A 15,324-nucleotide genomic window follows, 5' to 3' on the forward strand; every position below is an offset into this window, starting at 1 on the left:
AGCCGTGAACCAGGCTGATTTCTCGATGGTTCGCGGCCTGATTCGCCATTCGGCGATGTGCTGTTAACCGTTTGTTGCATTCAGGTTGGGCCGTTACTCGGAATGGCTTCCTAGCGTCTTGGACGTGCCAGCAAGTACCAGGAAGTCCCTGCGGGTCGCCGTTCTCGCGGATTCCGACACACGGTGGAAATGGGGTTCGCTCACCGCGAACCGCATATCACCGACTGAAACGTCCAATACGGACATTCAGGATTCGGACCTCCGCCTCGACGGCTACCTCCTGCGTGGCCGTGCCACCCCCACCGCCCGCCAGCTCGAAGAGGTCGGCGTCCGCGCGGACTCCCTCCGCGAAGTGACCGCCGTCGAATTCCTGCGCGCCATGGAGCGGGAGCGCTACGACGTCCTGGTCCTCGCCCTCGTCGGGGGCGCCGTCCAGGCGGTCCTGCACGGCCTGGCCCACCTCTGGGACGGGCGTGAGGAGCGGCCCGTGGTCGTCACCGGCTACGTCGGTGTCGTCTACGAGAAGCTCGCCGACGGCCTGCTGCTGCGGCACGGCGCGGACCTGGTCCTCGCCAACTCCCGCCAGGACGCGGACCGCTTCCGGGACGTGTACGAGGGAGTGGGCGCCGACGCCTCGTCCGTGACGGAGGTGGCGCTGCCCTTCCTCGGCGGGGCCGCCTACCGGAAGAACGACCCGTACACGGTCGTCTTCGCCGCCCAGCCCTCCGTACCGGAGAGCCGCAAGGACCGTACGTACCTGCTGGACCGGCTGATCGCCCACGCCCGCCTGCACCCCGACCGCGAGGTGCTGCTGAAGCTGCGCTCCAAGCCGGGCGAGCACACCACGCACATCGAGGAGCTGCCCTACCAGAAGCTGGCGCAGAAGACCGATCTGCCCGCCAACTTCCGCCTGGTGTACGGACACATGGGCGAGGTGCTCGACCGCACCGACCTGCTGGTGACCATCAGCTCCACGGCGGCCCTGGAGTCCCTGCACCGCCGTATCCCCACCGTCGTCCTCAGCGACCTCGGGGTGCGCGAGTCGCTCGGCAACCACCACTTCGTGGGCTCCGGCTGCCTCGCCTCCTGGGACCAGCTCGACACCGGACACCAGCCGGCACCCGATCCGGCGTGGGTGGCCCGGCAGGGCGTGGCGGCCGACGGCTCGTACGAGACGGCCTTCGACGAGGCGCGCACCCGCATCGCCGCACTGCTCACGGGCCCCGGGCTGCCGCCCCTGACCCCTTACTACACACCGGTCACCGCACCCGGCTATCTGCCCGGGATCCTCGCCCGCCACCACCTGGCCCCGGACGGCAGCCCGCTGCCCGGCGCCCCCACGGCCGACAAGGAGCCCAGCCCCGTACGGCAGATCGTGCGCCGGGCGGCCCGCGGTGCCTACCGCCACGGAGTGCAGCGCGTGGCTCCGGTGATCCGGCGGATGGGAGAGCTGTGACCGCCGCCGATCCCTCCAGCCTTCCTCGTCAAGGAGAACAGCGCATGACCAACTCGGAAGCGGGCCGACAGGCGCCGGTGCGCCGCGTGCTCGCGGTGATCCCCGCGCGCGGCGGCTCCAAGGGCGTCCCCGCGAAGAACCTCCTCCCGGTCGGCGGCATACCGCTGGTGGCCCGCGCGGTGCGCGAGTGCCGCGCCGCCCGCCTGGTGACGGACGTCGTCGTCTCCACCGACGACCAGGCCATCGCGGCCGCCGCCCGCCAGGCCGGCGCCGAGGTCGTGCTGCGTCCCGCCGCCATCGCCGGTGACACCGCCACCTCCGAGGCCGCCGTCCTGCACGCCATGGACGCGCACGAGGCGCTGCACGGCTCCCCGGTCGACGTGGTGCTGCTCGTCCAGTGCACCAGCCCGTTCATCGTCCGCGAGGACGTGGACGGCGTCGTCGACGCGATCGTCGCGAACGACGCGGACACGGCGCTGACCGTGGCCCCCTTCCACGGCTTCGTCTGGCGCGACGGGGACGACGAGCCCGCCGTCCCGGTGGCGGCCGACGCCGAGCGTTCCGCCGTCGCGGGCGGCACCGACACCCTGGTCACGGACACCGGCACCAGCGGCGGCTACGGCGTCAACCACGACAAGTCCTTCCGGCCGCGCCGCCAGGACCGCCCCCAGGACCTCCTGGAGACCGGAGCCGTCTACGCGATGGAGGCCACCGGCTTCCGCGAGGCGAAGCACCGCTTCTTCGGCCGCACCGAACTCGTGCGCACCGACCCGGCCCGCGTGCTGGAGATCGACGACCCGCACGACCTCGCCCGCGCCAGGGCCCTCGCGCCGCTCTTCGACGCGAACCGCCCCGGCACCCTCCCGACCGCCGCCGACATCGACGCGGTCGTCCTCGACTTCGACGGCACCCAGACCGACGACAGGGTGCTGATCGACTCCGACGGACGGGAGTTCGTCTCCGTGCACCGCGGGGACGGACTCGGTATCGCCGCCCTCCGCAACAGCGGGCTGACGATGCTGATCCTGTCCACGGAACAGAACCCGGTCGTCGCCGCCCGGGCCCGGAAGCTCAAGATCCCGGTCCTGCACGGCATCGACCGGAAAGACCTCGCACTGAAGCAGTGGTGCGAGGAGCAGGGCATCGCGCCTGAGCGCGTGCTCTACGTCGGCAACGACGTCAACGACCTCCCGTGCTTCGCCCTCGTGGGCTGGCCGGTGGCGGTCGCGAGCGCCCACGACGTCGTGCGCGGCGCCGCACGCGCGGTCACCACCGTCCCCGGCGGCGACGGCGCGATCCGAGAGATCGCCAGCTGGATCCTCGGCCCTTCTCTCGACTCCCTCGACAAGTAAGGAACGTCTCACCATGAGCAACTCCCGCCTGCGCACCTTCGGTTCGAAGACGGCCGGCCCCGGCCAGCCCGTCTACGTCGTCGGCGAGATCGGCATCAACCACAACGGCGAGCTCGAGAACGCCTTCAAGCTGATCGACGCCGCCGCCGAGGCCGGCTGCGACGCCGTCAAGTTCCAGAAGCGCACCCCGGAGATCTGCACCCCCCGCGACCAGTGGGACATCGAGCGCGACACCCCCTGGGGCCGCATGACCTACATCGACTACCGCCACCGCGTGGAGTTCGGTGAGGACGAGTACCGCCAGATCGACGAGTACGCCAAGAGCAAGAACATCGACTGGTTCGCCTCCCCGTGGGACACCGAGGCCGTCGCCTTCCTGGAGAAGTTCGACGTCCCGGCCCACAAGGTCGCCTCCGCCTCGCTGACCGACGACGAGCTGCTGCGCGCCCTGCGCGGCACCGGCCGCACGGTCATCCTCTCCACCGGCATGTCGACGCCGAAGCAGATCCGCCACGCGGTCGAGGTCCTCGGCAGCGACAACATCCTGATGTGCCACGCCACGTCGACCTACCCGGCGCAGGCCGAGGAGCTCAACCTCCGCGTCATCAACACCCTCCAGGCCGAGTACCCGAACGTTCCGATCGGCTACTCCGGTCACGAGACGGGCCTGCAGACCACGCTCGCCGCGGTCGCCCTCGGCGCCACCTTCGTCGAGCGTCACATCACCCTGGACCGCGCGATGTGGGGCTCCGACCAGGCCGCCTCCGTCGAGCCGCAGGGCCTCACCCGCCTCGTCCGCGACATCCGCACCATCGAGGCCTCCCTCGGTGACGGTGTCAAGAAGGTCTACGAGTCCGAGCTCGGCCCGATGAAGAAGCTGCGCCGCGTCACCGGCGTCGTCGCCGAGTCGGAGATCGCCGCCGCCGCGGGCGAGCCGGTCTCGGTCTGAACGCCCTGATTTCCTTACGACGGGACGGTCGTACGCCGATGAGCCCCCGCGCCGGAACCCCCGGCCCCCACACGCTGGCCTTCGTCGAGAGCCCGGTACAGCTCCTGAACGTGCTGGAGTGGGCGCATGTCCACGCCCCGCACGCGACGGAGGCCGGCGACCGGGCACCCGGCACGGGACCGGACCGTTCGTCCGTCCGGCCCGCCGGCGCGGGGCTCACCCTCGTCGTCCTCTCTCCCAACGACCCGATGACCCGCGGTCAGTTGCGTCGCATGGCCGAACTGGCCCGTGACGAGGGTTACCAGGTCCGCTGGGAGGAGGCGCGCGGTGGCACCACCGCCCCCTTCCACACGATCGGCGGCCTGGCCCCGCTGCTGCGCAGAGCCCGCCGCATCGTCATGGGAGACCCGTTCTCCCGTTACGTGCAGCTCCTGCTGACGATCACGAAGGCACGCGACCTGGTGGTCGTGGACGACGGCACGGCGACGATGGAGTTCGTCGCCCAGCTGGCCCGCGGTGAACGCCTGGTGCGCTGGCACCGGCGCGGGGGCCGTCCCGGCGCCCGTGACGTGCTGTTCGCCCCGATCTCGTCGTCTGCCCGCCGCCGGCTCACCCCGAGTGAGGGGCGGCGGGTGGAGGTCTTCTCCTCCATGCCGATCGACTCGGCGCCGGACGGCGTCACCATCACCGCCAACGACTTCTCCTGGACCCGCGCCCGCTTCGGGCCGCCCCGGATCACCAAGGGCGCGGACCTGGTCGGCACCTCCCTGGTCGAGACGGGCGTGGTGGACCCCGACCGTTATCTGGAGGCGGTCCGTTCCCTCGCCAAGACCCACGGCGCGACCCGCTACTTCGCCCACCGCCGCGAGAGCACCGACAAGCTCCACCGGCTGGCCGTCGAGACGGGGCTGGAGATCGTCCGCCCCGACCTCCCCCTCGAACTCATCGCCCGCCGCGGCCCCATCGGCCGTACGATCCTCAGCTTCCCCTCGACCGTCGTGCACACGCTGCCGCTGGCCCTGGTCGGGACCGACGTCCGGGTCGCCGTCTGCGACATCGACCCGGCCTGGCTGACGGAGACGGCTTCCCCGCGCGCCCAGGGGTTCCTCTCGGGCGTCACCGGCACGGCCCGGGACGTACACCGGCTGTCCTCCGTCGCGACGGCGTAGGGAACCGGCGCCGCGCGCCCGCCCGCGACACCCGGCGGACGGCGACGACCGTCCCCCGTTCACCGACGCCCGGCCACTCCCAGCGGAGACCCGCCGGATTTTCGCCCCGCCCAGACTCTGGGCGGGGCGTTCGGCGTTGAGGGTCACGGCCGACGGGACGAGGGGCACTTTCGGCCACAACCTCGGCGATACCGGGACGGTGAATCCCACAAGCCCCGCATTCGGGACGGCGCACACCGACTCACAGGTTTTCCCGAACTTCTCCACACCTACTGCACCGAACAGACACAGGCTGTTCGCGATTCGTCCATAGGTCGCGCGTTGGGCCGACACGATCCGGCCATTGAATCTCCCCGCACGGCACCAATCGGTCGCCGCACGCCTGTTCCGTTGACGTAGTGGGGGGACCACACGTGGCGTCCGCACATGTGGAGTCCGACAGATCGGATTCCGACAGACCCGCGCCCAGGCGGCCGGCCGCCGCCCGTGGGCTCGGTGACCGGATCTTCCGGTATCAACTGACGGCCAGCGGTGTCGTCGTTCTCGCCATCATGGCGGGAGTCGGCCTCTTCCTGCTGCTGAGGGCCGGTCAGGCGCTCAAGGCCACCGGCTTCTCCTTCCTCACCACCGCCGCATGGCAGCCGGACGTCCACCACTTCGGCATCGCGGCCGTGCTCACCGGCACCCTGCTGATCGCCGCCGTCGCGGTGACGCTCTCCGTGCCGCTGGCCGTGGGAACCGCGCTGTTCATCTCCGACGTGGCCCCGCGCAAGCTGCGCCGCACGCTGGTGACGATGGTCGACGCTCGACGGGCCGCCACTGCCCCAGGACGGGGAAGTGAAGAAGCTGGTCGGTCCGGGACCCGACGGGGAAGTCACGGGTACGAGCGTCACGAAGCAACCGTACGACCCGAACGATCCGACGACCGGCTTCAAGCAGGGTGGTATGAACGCCAAGCCCCTGGAGGTGAAGAACATCGATACCCGCCTGAAGTACGACTCCAGCCTCGATCCCCCCTTCGTCGTCATGACTTCCATGCCGGCACGCTGACCAATTCCGTCGGGAAGAATGAGATCTGGAACGAGAATGGAAACGGTGAACCGAACCGCATGGGAGGAAGCCTCCCTGCGCCTGCTCGACGACGTCTACGCGTTCGCGGCGACCGGCCCGAGCGCCCACCCCGACTGGCGGGACGATGTGCTGGCCGTGATGAACCACGAAGTGGACGACCCGCGCGGCTGGAACGTCCTCGACTGGGAGACGGACAAGGAGGAGCGGACGACCGCCGGTCCGTCGTTCCCCTTCCACCCGCCCTCCCGCGAGATCTTGGACGAGCGGTTGTTCCCCGTCACGCCGGAGACGGCCGAGCGCCTGCTGGTGACGATGACCTACGACTGGGGCTCGGTGCCCCAGGACGAGGAGGCGGCAGCGGGCGCGAATGCCGATGCCCGGACCTTGTTGAGCCGGTACGGGGAGCAGATCTCCTGCTACAGCAACATCACCCGCGCCCGCGCGACTCCGTCGCCCGATCTCACCGACGGAGTCGACGGCTGGGTGTCTCTCACTCAGTACGACGGCGACTTCGGATTCGTCGTCGTCTCGCCGGAAGAGGTCGGTGTCTTCTGGTCGTTCAACCCCATTTGACGAGCAGTGCTGCGCTACAAACAAGCCGCGGAACCGAAGTTCGTGGTCCTCGCCTCCACACCCACGACGCCGTGAGCCGACACTGCCGGGTCCGTGAGCGTTCAAGAGGAAGCAAGAAAGGTGTCGCCAGCGTTGACCACATACATCGGGGCAGTGTTCAACAACGGATTTGTTGCGCGGTTGCTCGACCTGTCTCTTCGCGTGAACACCTCGGAGGACGAGGACTTCGAGCACGAGATTGCCCGGCTCTGCCGGAGCATGCGGCGTACTGGGAGTGCTTCTTGGGCGCTGCCGCTGGCCACTGCTGCGGCCACGGTGGACCTTGTCGCGGAGGCGTTGGCGAGCTCCTTGCGAACGCGGCTTCCGGCAGGTTTCGAGGAGAGGCTGACCCTCGCGGCCCGCGGCCGTCCGGTGCAGGAGTATCTGTCGGACGCAGCCTCCGCCATCCGTAAGCTCGATGTCGTGACCGTTCCCGGTTACGGGGAGCTTGCCATGGCTCCGTGGGAGGCCCGCCTCGCATTTCCGGAAGTGATCGACTTCAAATACTGGGTGGAGACCGACGAGTTCGAGAAGCTCGACGCGTGTCTGTCGGCCGGATTCGACAGCATGCATCCCGGAGAATGCGCGAGCAGGGCAACGGCTCTCATAGCGCAGGCGCAAGAAGCCCTGCTCCTCTTTCCGGATCCGAATATTCTGCGCTCGATGCTTTCGCAGAGCATTCCGTGGGTGTCCAGCAACGTCTTGCGGGAGATCGTCCGGATGGGAAATGAACACCTCGCCGAGCTGCACGGAATCTCAGGACGATGACGGCGCCGAACGCCAACCGCTCCGCCACCTACCCCGACCGCGAAACCGCCCAATGGGCCACCCAGCAGGTCGTCACCGCCAACGCGCAGCTCATCCACCGCTGGCTCGCCCAGGCCACCCGCCCCCGTCTGACGATCGAGGCGTCGTGGCCGTCGCGCACCGAGCCGGTCGGCCGGGTGCTGATCCAGGCGATGATGCTGGCCGGCCGCGAGCCCGTGGACGTACGCGCGGCCCGCGTGGTGCTCAAGCGCGACGCGACCCGCCCCCACGGCTTCGTCGTCCACGCCACGCTTCCTGTCTACCTGTAGAGACCAGTCGAGGCTGATCACCGTGCCCCTGAGCCCCTTCGAACACGACCGTCGTCACGGCGAACTGGACCAGGTGATCCGCGCCTACGCCGGGGAGCCCGCCGACGACACCCCGGACAAGCCCAGCCAGGCCCTGACCGCCTACCTCCGCCACACCTGGCACACCCGTCCCTGGGCACTGGCCACGGCAGAGACCCAGCTGCGGGAGTACGCCCGCAACCCGCCCGGCCGACTCCGCCTGCGTCTCGGCGAGTTCTACGTGATCCCGGACGTCGGGCTTCCCGAGCAGGACATCCAGCAGTGGCTGTCATGCCTCGCCGACCACATCAAGCGCAGCGTCGAGACCGGCGCGGCCCCGCCCCCGGCCACCGTCGACGACTACGCGGCTTAAGCATCCACCCCCAGCTCGTCGCCCGACTGGTCGGTGAGCTGCGCGAACTCCTCGCCCTGGATCTGGACGAGTCCGACCACGCGCTGGCCGTCGCCGAACTGGGTATGGAGGTCGACCCCCCGCCCCCTACAGCCCCGGCGCCTGGCTCACCCTCGTCGCCGAACGACTCGAGTCGCCGCGCGCGGACGCGGACTACGGGCCGGACACCGCTCATTGAGGCGCGCGCCCCGTTCCCTGCCCCACGTGCACAGCGAACGCCGCCCAGGCGGACGGGGTGACCACGACGATGGGCCCGTCCACGTCCTTCGAGTCACGGACGGCGACGGTGCCGGGTATGTTGCGGGCGACTTCGACGCATTCGCCGTTGCCGCTGCTGTGGCTGGACTTGGCGAACTCGAAGTGCGGCACGGCTCACAGCTCCTTGCGGATACGTTCGATCAGTGCGGTGGAATCGCGAAGCGCGAGTCCGCTCCGGGCAACCCGTTCGAATGTGGCGTTGTGGCGCGCGGCATCGGCCTCGCTCTCCAGCCACAGGGTAGACGAGGTGGTGTCCATGTAGACCACGTCCATCGCGCCGGGTTCGGCGAACGAGACGACGCTGAAGGCGCTGGTCATCCCGGGATGGGAACCGGCGAAGAAGGGGAGCACCTGAAGCCTGACATTGGGCAGACGGGAGGCTTCCGCCAGGTGCGCCAGTTGTGCGCGCATGACCTCTTGGCCGCCGACGAGCTGGCGCAGTGCGCCCTCGCCCACGACAGCCCACAGGCTGAGAGGGTTCGTGTCCGTCAAGCGTGCCTGCCGCGCGATCTTCGCCTCGACGAAGCGCTCGATGTCGTCGGGGTCGTCCCAGTCGGCGTTGCCGATCGCGAGAGCCCGGGCGTAGTCCGGAGTCTGCAAGAGGCCGGGGACGAAGGCCCCTTGCCAGGTACGGATGCCGGTCGCGATGTCCTCGAGGGCCACGTACTCGACCAGAGAGCGAAGCTCGGGGTACTGGTTCCACCACCCCTTGGCCTTGCGGCGCTCCCGGTCCGTCTTGGCGAGATTCAGCAGCCGTTCCACGGCCTTCGGATCGGTCACGCCGTACAAGTCGCACAGGATCTGGATGTCGGGATCGCGGAAGGGTACCCAGCCCCGTTCCATCTTGGCGACCTTGGCCGCGGTCGCCGAAAGTGCCTCCGCGGCTTGTGGCTGTGTCAGGCCGGCCGTGTCGCGCAGCGTCAGCAGTTCACCGCCCAACTTGCGTGCGAGGACGGTGGATACGCGGTTGCCGCGCGTGAACTGGACTGCGCTCACGTCGGATCACCTCCTGGGTCGCGGACAGTGTGCAGGTCGTCGAGCAGAGCCGCCAAGTCTGGAGACATATTTCCCTGAGACTCCTTGCCTGGAATATCGCCTCTCCACTACCTTCGGTTTTCAGTCGACCACTCAGTGGCACCGGCTGGCGTAAGCGCCCCGTACTGCCCCAATCGAACCGGCACCGCGCGGCAGAGCCACCCCACCCGGCGCCCGCCCTCGCGCAAGGAGACGCACCCCGTGACCAACTCCTGCCCTCCTCCCTCCCGACCCGCCAAGGGCAACGACTGTTACGACGCCGTCAGTTACACCCCGTACCCGGGCAACATCTCCCGCGCCCGCAGACGCGTCGCCCAGCTCGCCGTCGACTGGGGCCACCCCGGCGTCGCCGGCGACGCGGCCCTGCTGGCGAGCGAGTTGTGTACGAACGCCCTGCTCCACGGGTGCTTACGGGACCGTCTGTTCCGTGTCGAGACGTCGCTGACCGGCACCACGCTGCGCGTCGCCGTGACCGACCCGAGAGGTGAGCGGCTTCCGCATCCCGGCACGCCCGGCGCGGACGACCAGTTCGGCCGCGGCCTCCTCATCGTCCGCACGCTCGCGAACCGCTGGGCCGTGGAGAAACTCGCCGTCGGCAAGACCGTCTGGGCGGAGCTGGACATACGCGGGGACCTCGATGCCTGACCCGCTGAATCAGCAAAGCGCTCGCACCCCGGTCGACAAAGAGTGGTGTCCCGGCATCCATGCGCATGATCTTGCTCAGGTCTGTGGGACCGTAGGGTACGGGAATGGGCTCGGACACCCCGAGCGTTCCCCTATGGGAGTCCGCGGGCAGCCCCGGCGGACTGGATCGAGAGAGGGACGGCGGCCCGTATCAAGGGTTCGCGCCGCCCCGTGGTCACGGACCGTCACCGCAGTCGGTCACCGGCTCGGACACGGCGGCAGTCGGCCGTCGTCCGGCACACGGCAGTCGGCCCCCGGCCGGGATGCGGCCCGGCCAGGGCGCGCATACCGTCTGGCTCAAGATTCCATCGTCCCGAAAGACGGGCGAGCGTACCCATCCCACCTGAAACCTATGCGTCGCGCGGCCAAGTTTCTTCCCCTAACGGGCTGAACTTTTGTTGATCGTGGGTCAGTTGGCCGCCCCGTCGCCCTACCCTTCAAAGGGTGAACCAATTGATGTCCCGAGAGCACGAGGCCGATGTCCCCGGGGGAGCGGCGCTCCCCGGCACCCTGCCCGACGCCCTGCGTGCCGAGCTGATCGCGTTCCGGCGCGACATGCACATGCACCCGGAGCTCGGCAACCACGAGTTCCGTACCACCGCGGCGCTCAAGGCACGCCTGGAGCAGGCGGGCCTCAAGCCCCGCGTGCTCGACATCGGGACCGGGCTCATCTGTGACATCGGGATCGACGGGAGCGGGGAACCGGACGGCGCGGTGGACGGCGGACGCGGCATGCTCGCCCTGCGTGCGGACATCGACGCACTGCCCATCCCGGACACGAAGAGTGACTGCGCCTACCGCTCGACCGTGCCCGACCGCGCGCACGCCTGCGGCCACGACGTGCACACGACCGTCGTCCTCGGCGCCGGGCTCGTCCTCGCCGAGCTGCACCGCCAGGGACTGCTGCCGCACCCCGTACGGCTCATCTTCCAGCCCGCCGAAGAGGTCCTGCCCGGGGGCGCGCCCGACGCCATCGAGTCCGGAGTACTGGACGGCGTGGGGCGGATCATCGGCGTGCACTGCGACCCGAAGGTCGACGCCGGGCGGATCGGACTGCGCCACGGTCCCATCACCTCCGCCTGCGACCGGCTGGAGGTCTCACTCGACGGCGCCGGCGGCCACACCGCGCGCCCCCACCTCACCACCGACCTCGTCACCGCCGCCGCGCGTGTCGTGACCGACGTGCCGTCCCTCGTCGCCCGGCGCGTGGACGCCCGCAGTGGGCTCGCGGTGACCTGGGGACGGATCGAGTCCGGGCACGCGTGCAACGTCATCCCGCAGCACGCCGAACTCTCCGGAACCGTACGGTGCCTCGACCTGGAGGCCTGGCGGCAGGCGCCCGACCTGGTGCACGAGGCCATCGACGAGATCGCGAACCTGTACCGCGCCAAGTCCGAGATCAACTACATCCGGGGCGTCCCGCCGGTCGTCAACGACCCGGCGGTCACGGAACTCCTCCACGACGCCATGACCTCGCGGCGCGGCCCGTACTCCGTCGAGGACACCGAGCAGAGCCTCGGCGGCGAGGACTTCTCCTGGTACCTGGAGCACGTGCCCGGCGCCATGGCCCGCCTCGGAGTCCGTACACCGGGCGAGCGCACCACCCGTGACCTGCACCGCGGTGACTTCGACGCAGACGAGTCGGCCATCACGGTCGGAGTCGAGCTCTTCACCGCGGCGGCCCTGCTGGACGCGATCCGCTAAGCCCCGTAGCGGCTATGGGTCCCCGTAGGTCCTGTGAGCCCTGTGAGCCCTTTAGGTCCTGTCCGGCACGATCCGCCGGACAGGACCCGGACGCGGTCCCACGAGCGCGAGACGCTCACTCGGAGATGGCTCATAAATGACGTAGGGGTACCCGGCGGCCGGTCCGTCCGGTGCCCCGATCGGTGCCCCTTCGTCCACTTGCGTCACCCCGGCGTAACGGGTGGCGCGCAAACGTAACCCGGTGGCGGCACGGTTCGGTAACGGCCAGGAGAAACCCCGTTCCCCTCCCCTTCTACGCGCGTTACTGTGCGCCGAAATCGCTGCGGTGCGGCGTGTTGGGGAAGCGGACCGGCGACGGGCCGTGGGGATGAAGGGTGCTTGCTGTGCGTCTGATGTCTCGGAGGACCAGGTTCTCCCAAGCAGCGGTGGCCGTCACGGTCATCGCCCTCGCGGCGGTCGGTTGTGGCAAGTCGAGCACCGACACGGGCAGCGACTCCAAGAAGAGCTCGTCGGGCTACACCGGGAAGGGGATCGGTCTCGCCTACGACATCGGCGGCAAGGGCGACCAGTCGTTCAACGACGCCGCGTTCGCCGGTTTCCAGAAGGCCGAGGCGGAGTTCAAGATCGGCGGCCGGGACATCGAGCCGCAGGACGGCGAGTCCGACGCCGACAAGGTGCAGCGCCTGGAGCAGCTGGCCAAGTCCGGCTACAACCCGGTGATCGGCGTCGGCTTCGTCTACGCGCCGGCGATCAAGGAAGTCGCGGCCAAGTACCCGAAGATCACCTTCGGCATCATCGACGACGAGCAGGACAAGGCGGCGAACATCGCCGACCTGGTCTTCCACGAGGAGCAGTCGTCCTACCTCGCGGGTGTCGCGGCGGCGAAGGCCACCAAGAAGAACCACATCGGCTTCATCGGCGGCGTGGACATCCCGCTGATCCACAAGTTCGAGGCGGGCTTCGACCAGGGTGCCAAGTCGGTCAACCCGAAGATCAAGATCGAGTCGCAGTACCTGACGCAGACCCCCCAGGAGGGTGGCTTCGCCAGCCCCGACAAGGGCAAGGACGCGGCGGCCGGTCAGATCGAGAAGGGCGCCGACGTGCTCTACCACGCGGCCGGTCTCTCCGGTCAGGGCGTGATCTCCCAGGCCGCCGCCAAGAAGGTGTGGGCCATCGGTGTCGACTCCGACCAGTACGCGCAGAGCTCTCTGGCCAAGTACAAGGACTGGATCCTCGGCTCGGCCCTGAAGAACGTCGGCGGCGCCGTGTACGACCTGGCCAAGTCCGTCGTCGACGGCAAGCCGCTGAACGGCGTCGTGCGCGGTGACCTGAAGTCGGGCGGCGTGGGCTTCGCCGACACCAACCCGAAGTACAAGGCCATGCCGGACGTCGTCGCGGCGGTCGACAAGGCCAAGCAGGACATCATCGACGGCAAGGTCACCGTCAACACGAACCCGTGAGTCGTGTCCGTGGTCGCTGACCACCGTGGGGGAGCCCCCGGCCCGCTGTACGGGCCGGGGGCTCCCCCGTGCATGTGCGGTCGTCCCATGCCGTCCACGAGTGCCGGGCGCGCTCATGGAGGCCGGCCGACCATGGAATCCGGTCGGCCAGACCTGGCTAGACCGGTTCCTCAGTCTCGACGGTGATCCTGTACACCTCGACGCCGGATGACCTCGGGTCGGTGGTGCAGACGGCCTTCGACGTCTCGCCGTGGCGGGTGCTCACCCACTTGCCGTACACGTTGGCCTTGTCGCCGCGAGGCCCGATGCACACCACCTTCACGCGGTGCTCGCTGAGGCGGGTGTTTCCCCCGGTGCACTTCGCGTAACCGGTCGAGCGGTCCGCGGAGATCCGCGTGCTACAGGTCGACGCGGCCATGGCGGGCGTCGCGACACCGACCACGGTGCCCGACAGCACCACACCGACACCTATCGCGGTTGCGGTGAACTTGTTGAGTTTCACGATCCCCCTTGGATCAGAAGCGATTGCCGCAGGCTGGTCCGGCCCGCTGCCGCAGGCTGGTCCGGCCTGCGGAGATGCGCATCTCGAACAGGGATTCTTCCGGTGAGTACCTGACGAAAAGATCCATCCTGGGAAGGATCTTGGGATGTGTGACGGTCTGGTACATGACAGCGGAGGGGTGCGTGGCGGGCCCGGATCCCGGGCGGGTTTGCCGAGCGGACGCGTCCTCTGTGTTCGGCGGCCGTTCGCCGAGGGTTCAAAACGGTCGGATAACACTCTGGCAAGGTGGGTTCTCTGCTATGTCTACGCGCGTTACGCTGCGGCGGAATCAGCGCCTGGTCTGGGCGCCTGCACAAAAGGAGTCACGTTCATGCGCCGGGTGTCCCGAATCGCGGTTGCGGGCGTTGCAACCGCATCCCTCGCCGTTGCTCTCTCCGCCTGTGGCGGCTCGTCCACCGATGCCTCGAGCGGCGGCTCGGCCAAGGGTAAGGGCATCGGTCTCGCGTACGACATCGGCGGCAAGGGCGACCAGTCGTTCAACGACGCCGCGTTCGCCGGTTTCCAGAAGGCCGAGAAGGACCTCAAGATCGGCGGCCGGGACATCGAGCCGCAGGACGGCGAGTCCGACGCCGACAAGGTGCAGCGCCTGGAGCAGCTGGCCAAGTCGGGTTACAACCCGGTGATCGGCGTCGGCTTCGTCTACGCGCCGGCGATCAAGGAAGTCGCGGCCAAGTACCCGAAGATCACCTTCGGCATCATCGACGACGACCAGGACAAGGCCGCGAACGTCGCGGACATGGTCTTCCACGAGGAGGAGGCCTCCTACCTGGCGGGCGTGGCCGCGGCCAAGTCCACCAAGAAGGACCACATCGGCTTCATCGGCGGCGTGGACATCCCGCTGATCCACAAGTTCCAGGCCGGTTACGTCCAGGGTGCCAAGTCGGTCAACCCGAAGATCAAGATCGAGTCGCAGTACCTGACGCAGACCCCCCAGGAGGGTGGCTTCGCCAGCCCCGACAAGGGCAAGGACGCCGCCGAGGGTCAGATCGACGCGGGCGCCGACGTGCTCTACGCCGCCGCGGGCCTGTCCGGTCAGGGCGTCATCCAGTCCGCCGCCGCGCACAAGGTGTGGGCCATCGGCGTCGACTCGGACCAGTACAAGCAGAACGCGCTGGCCAAGTACAAGGACTACATCCTGACCTCGGCCACCAAGGACGTCGCCGGGGCGGTCTTCAACCTCGCGAAGTCGGTGCAGGACGGCAAGCCCGCGACCGGCGTCGTCCGCGCCAGCCTCGCCACCGGCGGTGTCGGCCTCGCCGACTCGAACCCGGCGTTCAAGAACAACGCCGACCTGCAGGCCGCGCTGAAGAAGGCCGAGGCCGGCATCAAGGACGGCTCGATCACGGTCAAGACCTCCTGATCCGAGTCTCGATCCCCGCCAGGTCACGACGTCATCACCAGACGTCGAAACCATGGCCATGGCGACGCTGTAATGGCAGCGTTACGGCCACGGAACGGGGTGTGGGGAGGATGACTCCTCGCGCCCCGTTCGCGCGGCAAAATGCT

The 15,324-nt window shown here is 69.0% G+C and carries 16 protein-coding genes and 1 pseudogene; 13 read left to right on the forward strand and 4 right to left on the reverse strand.

Features of this window, described 5'->3' with window-relative positions; translation table 11 throughout:
- Nucleotides 1–124: 124 nt before the first annotated feature.
- From HEP85_RS24665 to HEP85_RS24680, 4 genes are read left to right on the forward strand one after another with little or no spacing between them, the layout of a single operon-like run.
- Nucleotides 125–1,456, forward strand: a complete 1,332-nt coding sequence (locus HEP85_RS24665; RefSeq protein ID WP_168529869.1) for a DUF6716 putative glycosyltransferase — start codon at nucleotides 125–127, stop codon at nucleotides 1,454–1,456.
- Nucleotides 1,457–1,500: 44 nt separating this feature from the next.
- Nucleotides 1,501–2,808, forward strand: coding sequence for an N-acylneuraminate cytidylyltransferase (locus HEP85_RS24670; RefSeq protein WP_329289956.1), 1,308 nt, complete (start codon nucleotides 1,501–1,503; stop codon nucleotides 2,806–2,808).
- A 13-nt stretch (nucleotides 2,809–2,821) separates the two neighbouring features.
- Nucleotides 2,822–3,757 (forward strand): N-acetylneuraminate synthase family protein, encoded by a 936-nt coding sequence (locus tag HEP85_RS24675; protein ID WP_168529870.1) that lies wholly within the window; start codon nucleotides 2,822–2,824, stop codon nucleotides 3,755–3,757.
- A 38-nt stretch (nucleotides 3,758–3,795) separates the two neighbouring features.
- Nucleotides 3,796–4,926 carry a hypothetical protein gene (locus HEP85_RS24680; RefSeq protein WP_168529871.1) on the forward strand — a complete coding sequence of 377 codons (1,131 nt, stop codon included), beginning with the start codon at nucleotides 3,796–3,798 and terminating at the stop codon, nucleotides 4,924–4,926.
- Between the two features lie 589 nt (nucleotides 4,927–5,515).
- Here HEP85_RS24680 and HEP85_RS24685 read toward each other — a convergent pair.
- Nucleotides 5,516–5,710, reverse strand: a complete 195-nt coding sequence (locus HEP85_RS24685) for a hypothetical protein (protein ID WP_168529872.1) — start codon at nucleotides 5,708–5,710, stop codon at nucleotides 5,516–5,518.
- Nucleotides 5,711–5,763: 53 nt separating this feature from the next.
- On the opposite strand from HEP85_RS24685, the gene HEP85_RS24690 reads away from it, so the two are divergent.
- The 5 genes and pseudogenes from HEP85_RS24690 to HEP85_RS24710 all read left to right on the forward strand — a co-directional run bounded on the left by HEP85_RS24690 (nucleotide 5,764) and on the right by HEP85_RS24710 (nucleotide 8,293).
- Nucleotides 5,764–5,976: a hypothetical protein gene (locus HEP85_RS24690; RefSeq protein ID WP_168529873.1), complete on the forward strand. Its 213-nt coding sequence runs from the start codon at nucleotides 5,764–5,766 to the stop codon at nucleotides 5,974–5,976.
- Between the two features lie 45 nt (nucleotides 5,977–6,021).
- Nucleotides 6,022–6,570 (forward strand): hypothetical protein, encoded by a 549-nt coding sequence (locus tag HEP85_RS24695; RefSeq protein ID WP_168529874.1) that lies wholly within the window; start codon nucleotides 6,022–6,024, stop codon nucleotides 6,568–6,570.
- 132 nt (nucleotides 6,571–6,702) lie between these two features.
- Entirely contained in the window at nucleotides 6,703–7,377 is a 675-nt protein-coding gene (locus HEP85_RS24700) for a hypothetical protein (protein WP_168529875.1), read from the forward strand.
- Complete coding sequence (locus HEP85_RS24705; RefSeq protein ID WP_168529876.1) at nucleotides 7,374–7,685, forward strand: RNase A-like domain-containing protein; 312 nt, start codon at nucleotides 7,374–7,376, stop codon at nucleotides 7,683–7,685. Before HEP85_RS24700 ends, HEP85_RS24705 begins: the two co-directional genes overlap by 4 nt.
- 22 nt (nucleotides 7,686–7,707) lie before the next feature.
- Nucleotides 7,708–8,293: pseudogene (locus HEP85_RS24710) on the forward strand (contact-dependent growth inhibition system immunity protein).
- On the opposite strand, the gene HEP85_RS24715 reads toward HEP85_RS24710, so the two are convergent.
- Both HEP85_RS24715 and HEP85_RS24720 read right to left on the reverse strand, forming a co-directional pair.
- Complete coding sequence (locus tag HEP85_RS24715; protein ID WP_168529878.1) at nucleotides 8,287–8,484, reverse strand: DUF397 domain-containing protein; 198 nt, start codon at nucleotides 8,482–8,484, stop codon at nucleotides 8,287–8,289. The pseudogene HEP85_RS24710 and the gene HEP85_RS24715 overlap by 7 nt on opposite strands.
- A gap of 3 nt (nucleotides 8,485–8,487) precedes the next feature.
- Entirely contained in the window at nucleotides 8,488–9,369 is an 882-nt protein-coding gene (locus tag HEP85_RS24720) for a DUF5753 domain-containing protein (protein ID WP_168529879.1), read from the reverse strand.
- Between the two features lie 240 nt (nucleotides 9,370–9,609).
- Between HEP85_RS24720 and HEP85_RS24725 the strand changes: the two genes are divergently transcribed.
- From HEP85_RS24725 to HEP85_RS24735, 3 genes are all read left to right on the forward strand, one after another.
- Entirely contained in the window at nucleotides 9,610–10,053 is a 444-nt protein-coding gene (locus HEP85_RS24725; RefSeq protein WP_168529880.1) for an ATP-binding protein, read from the forward strand.
- Between the two features lie 495 nt (nucleotides 10,054–10,548).
- Nucleotides 10,549–11,796 (forward strand): M20 family metallopeptidase, encoded by a 1,248-nt coding sequence (locus tag HEP85_RS24730; RefSeq protein WP_168529881.1) that lies wholly within the window; start codon nucleotides 10,549–10,551, stop codon nucleotides 11,794–11,796.
- A 392-nt stretch (nucleotides 11,797–12,188) separates the two neighbouring features.
- Nucleotides 12,189–13,256 (forward strand): BMP family protein, encoded by a 1,068-nt coding sequence (locus HEP85_RS24735; protein WP_168529882.1) that lies wholly within the window; start codon nucleotides 12,189–12,191, stop codon nucleotides 13,254–13,256.
- A 157-nt stretch (nucleotides 13,257–13,413) separates the two neighbouring features.
- On the opposite strand, the gene HEP85_RS24740 is transcribed toward HEP85_RS24735, so the two are convergent.
- Complete coding sequence (locus HEP85_RS24740; RefSeq protein ID WP_168529883.1) at nucleotides 13,414–13,758, reverse strand: hypothetical protein; 345 nt, start codon at nucleotides 13,756–13,758, stop codon at nucleotides 13,414–13,416.
- 370 nt (nucleotides 13,759–14,128) lie between these two features.
- Between HEP85_RS24740 and HEP85_RS24745 the strand changes: the two genes are divergently transcribed.
- A complete protein-coding gene (locus HEP85_RS24745) occupies nucleotides 14,129–15,178 on the forward strand; it encodes a BMP family protein (RefSeq protein ID WP_168529884.1) in 1,050 nt (349 codons plus the stop codon).
- The last annotated feature ends 146 nt before the right edge of the window (nucleotides 15,179–15,324 follow it).

The sequence above is a fragment of the Streptomyces sp. RPA4-2 genome, from assembly GCF_012273515.2.
GTDB classification, from domain to species: Bacteria; Actinomycetota; Actinomycetes; order Streptomycetales; family Streptomycetaceae; genus Streptomyces; species Streptomyces kaempferi.

Coding starts and splice junctions, on each gene's coding strand:
- HEP85_RS24670 (WP_329289956.1), top strand. CDS start 1,501: ATGACCAACTCGGAAGCGGGCCGACAGGCGCCGGTGCGCCGCGTGCTC.
- HEP85_RS24675 (WP_168529870.1), top strand. CDS start 2,822: ATGAGCAACTCCCGCCTGCGCACCTTCGGTTCGAAGACGGCCGGCCCC.
- HEP85_RS24680 (WP_168529871.1), top strand. CDS start 3,796: ATGAGCCCCCGCGCCGGAACCCCCGGCCCCCACACGCTGGCCTTCGTC.
- HEP85_RS24705 (WP_168529876.1), top strand. CDS start 7,374: ATGACGGCGCCGAACGCCAACCGCTCCGCCACCTACCCCGACCGCGAA.
- HEP85_RS24730 (WP_168529881.1), top strand. CDS start 10,549: ATGTCCCGAGAGCACGAGGCCGATGTCCCCGGGGGAGCGGCGCTCCCC.
- HEP85_RS24735 (WP_168529882.1), top strand. CDS start 12,189: ATGTCTCGGAGGACCAGGTTCTCCCAAGCAGCGGTGGCCGTCACGGTC.
- HEP85_RS24745 (WP_168529884.1), top strand. CDS start 14,129: ATGCGCCGGGTGTCCCGAATCGCGGTTGCGGGCGTTGCAACCGCATCC.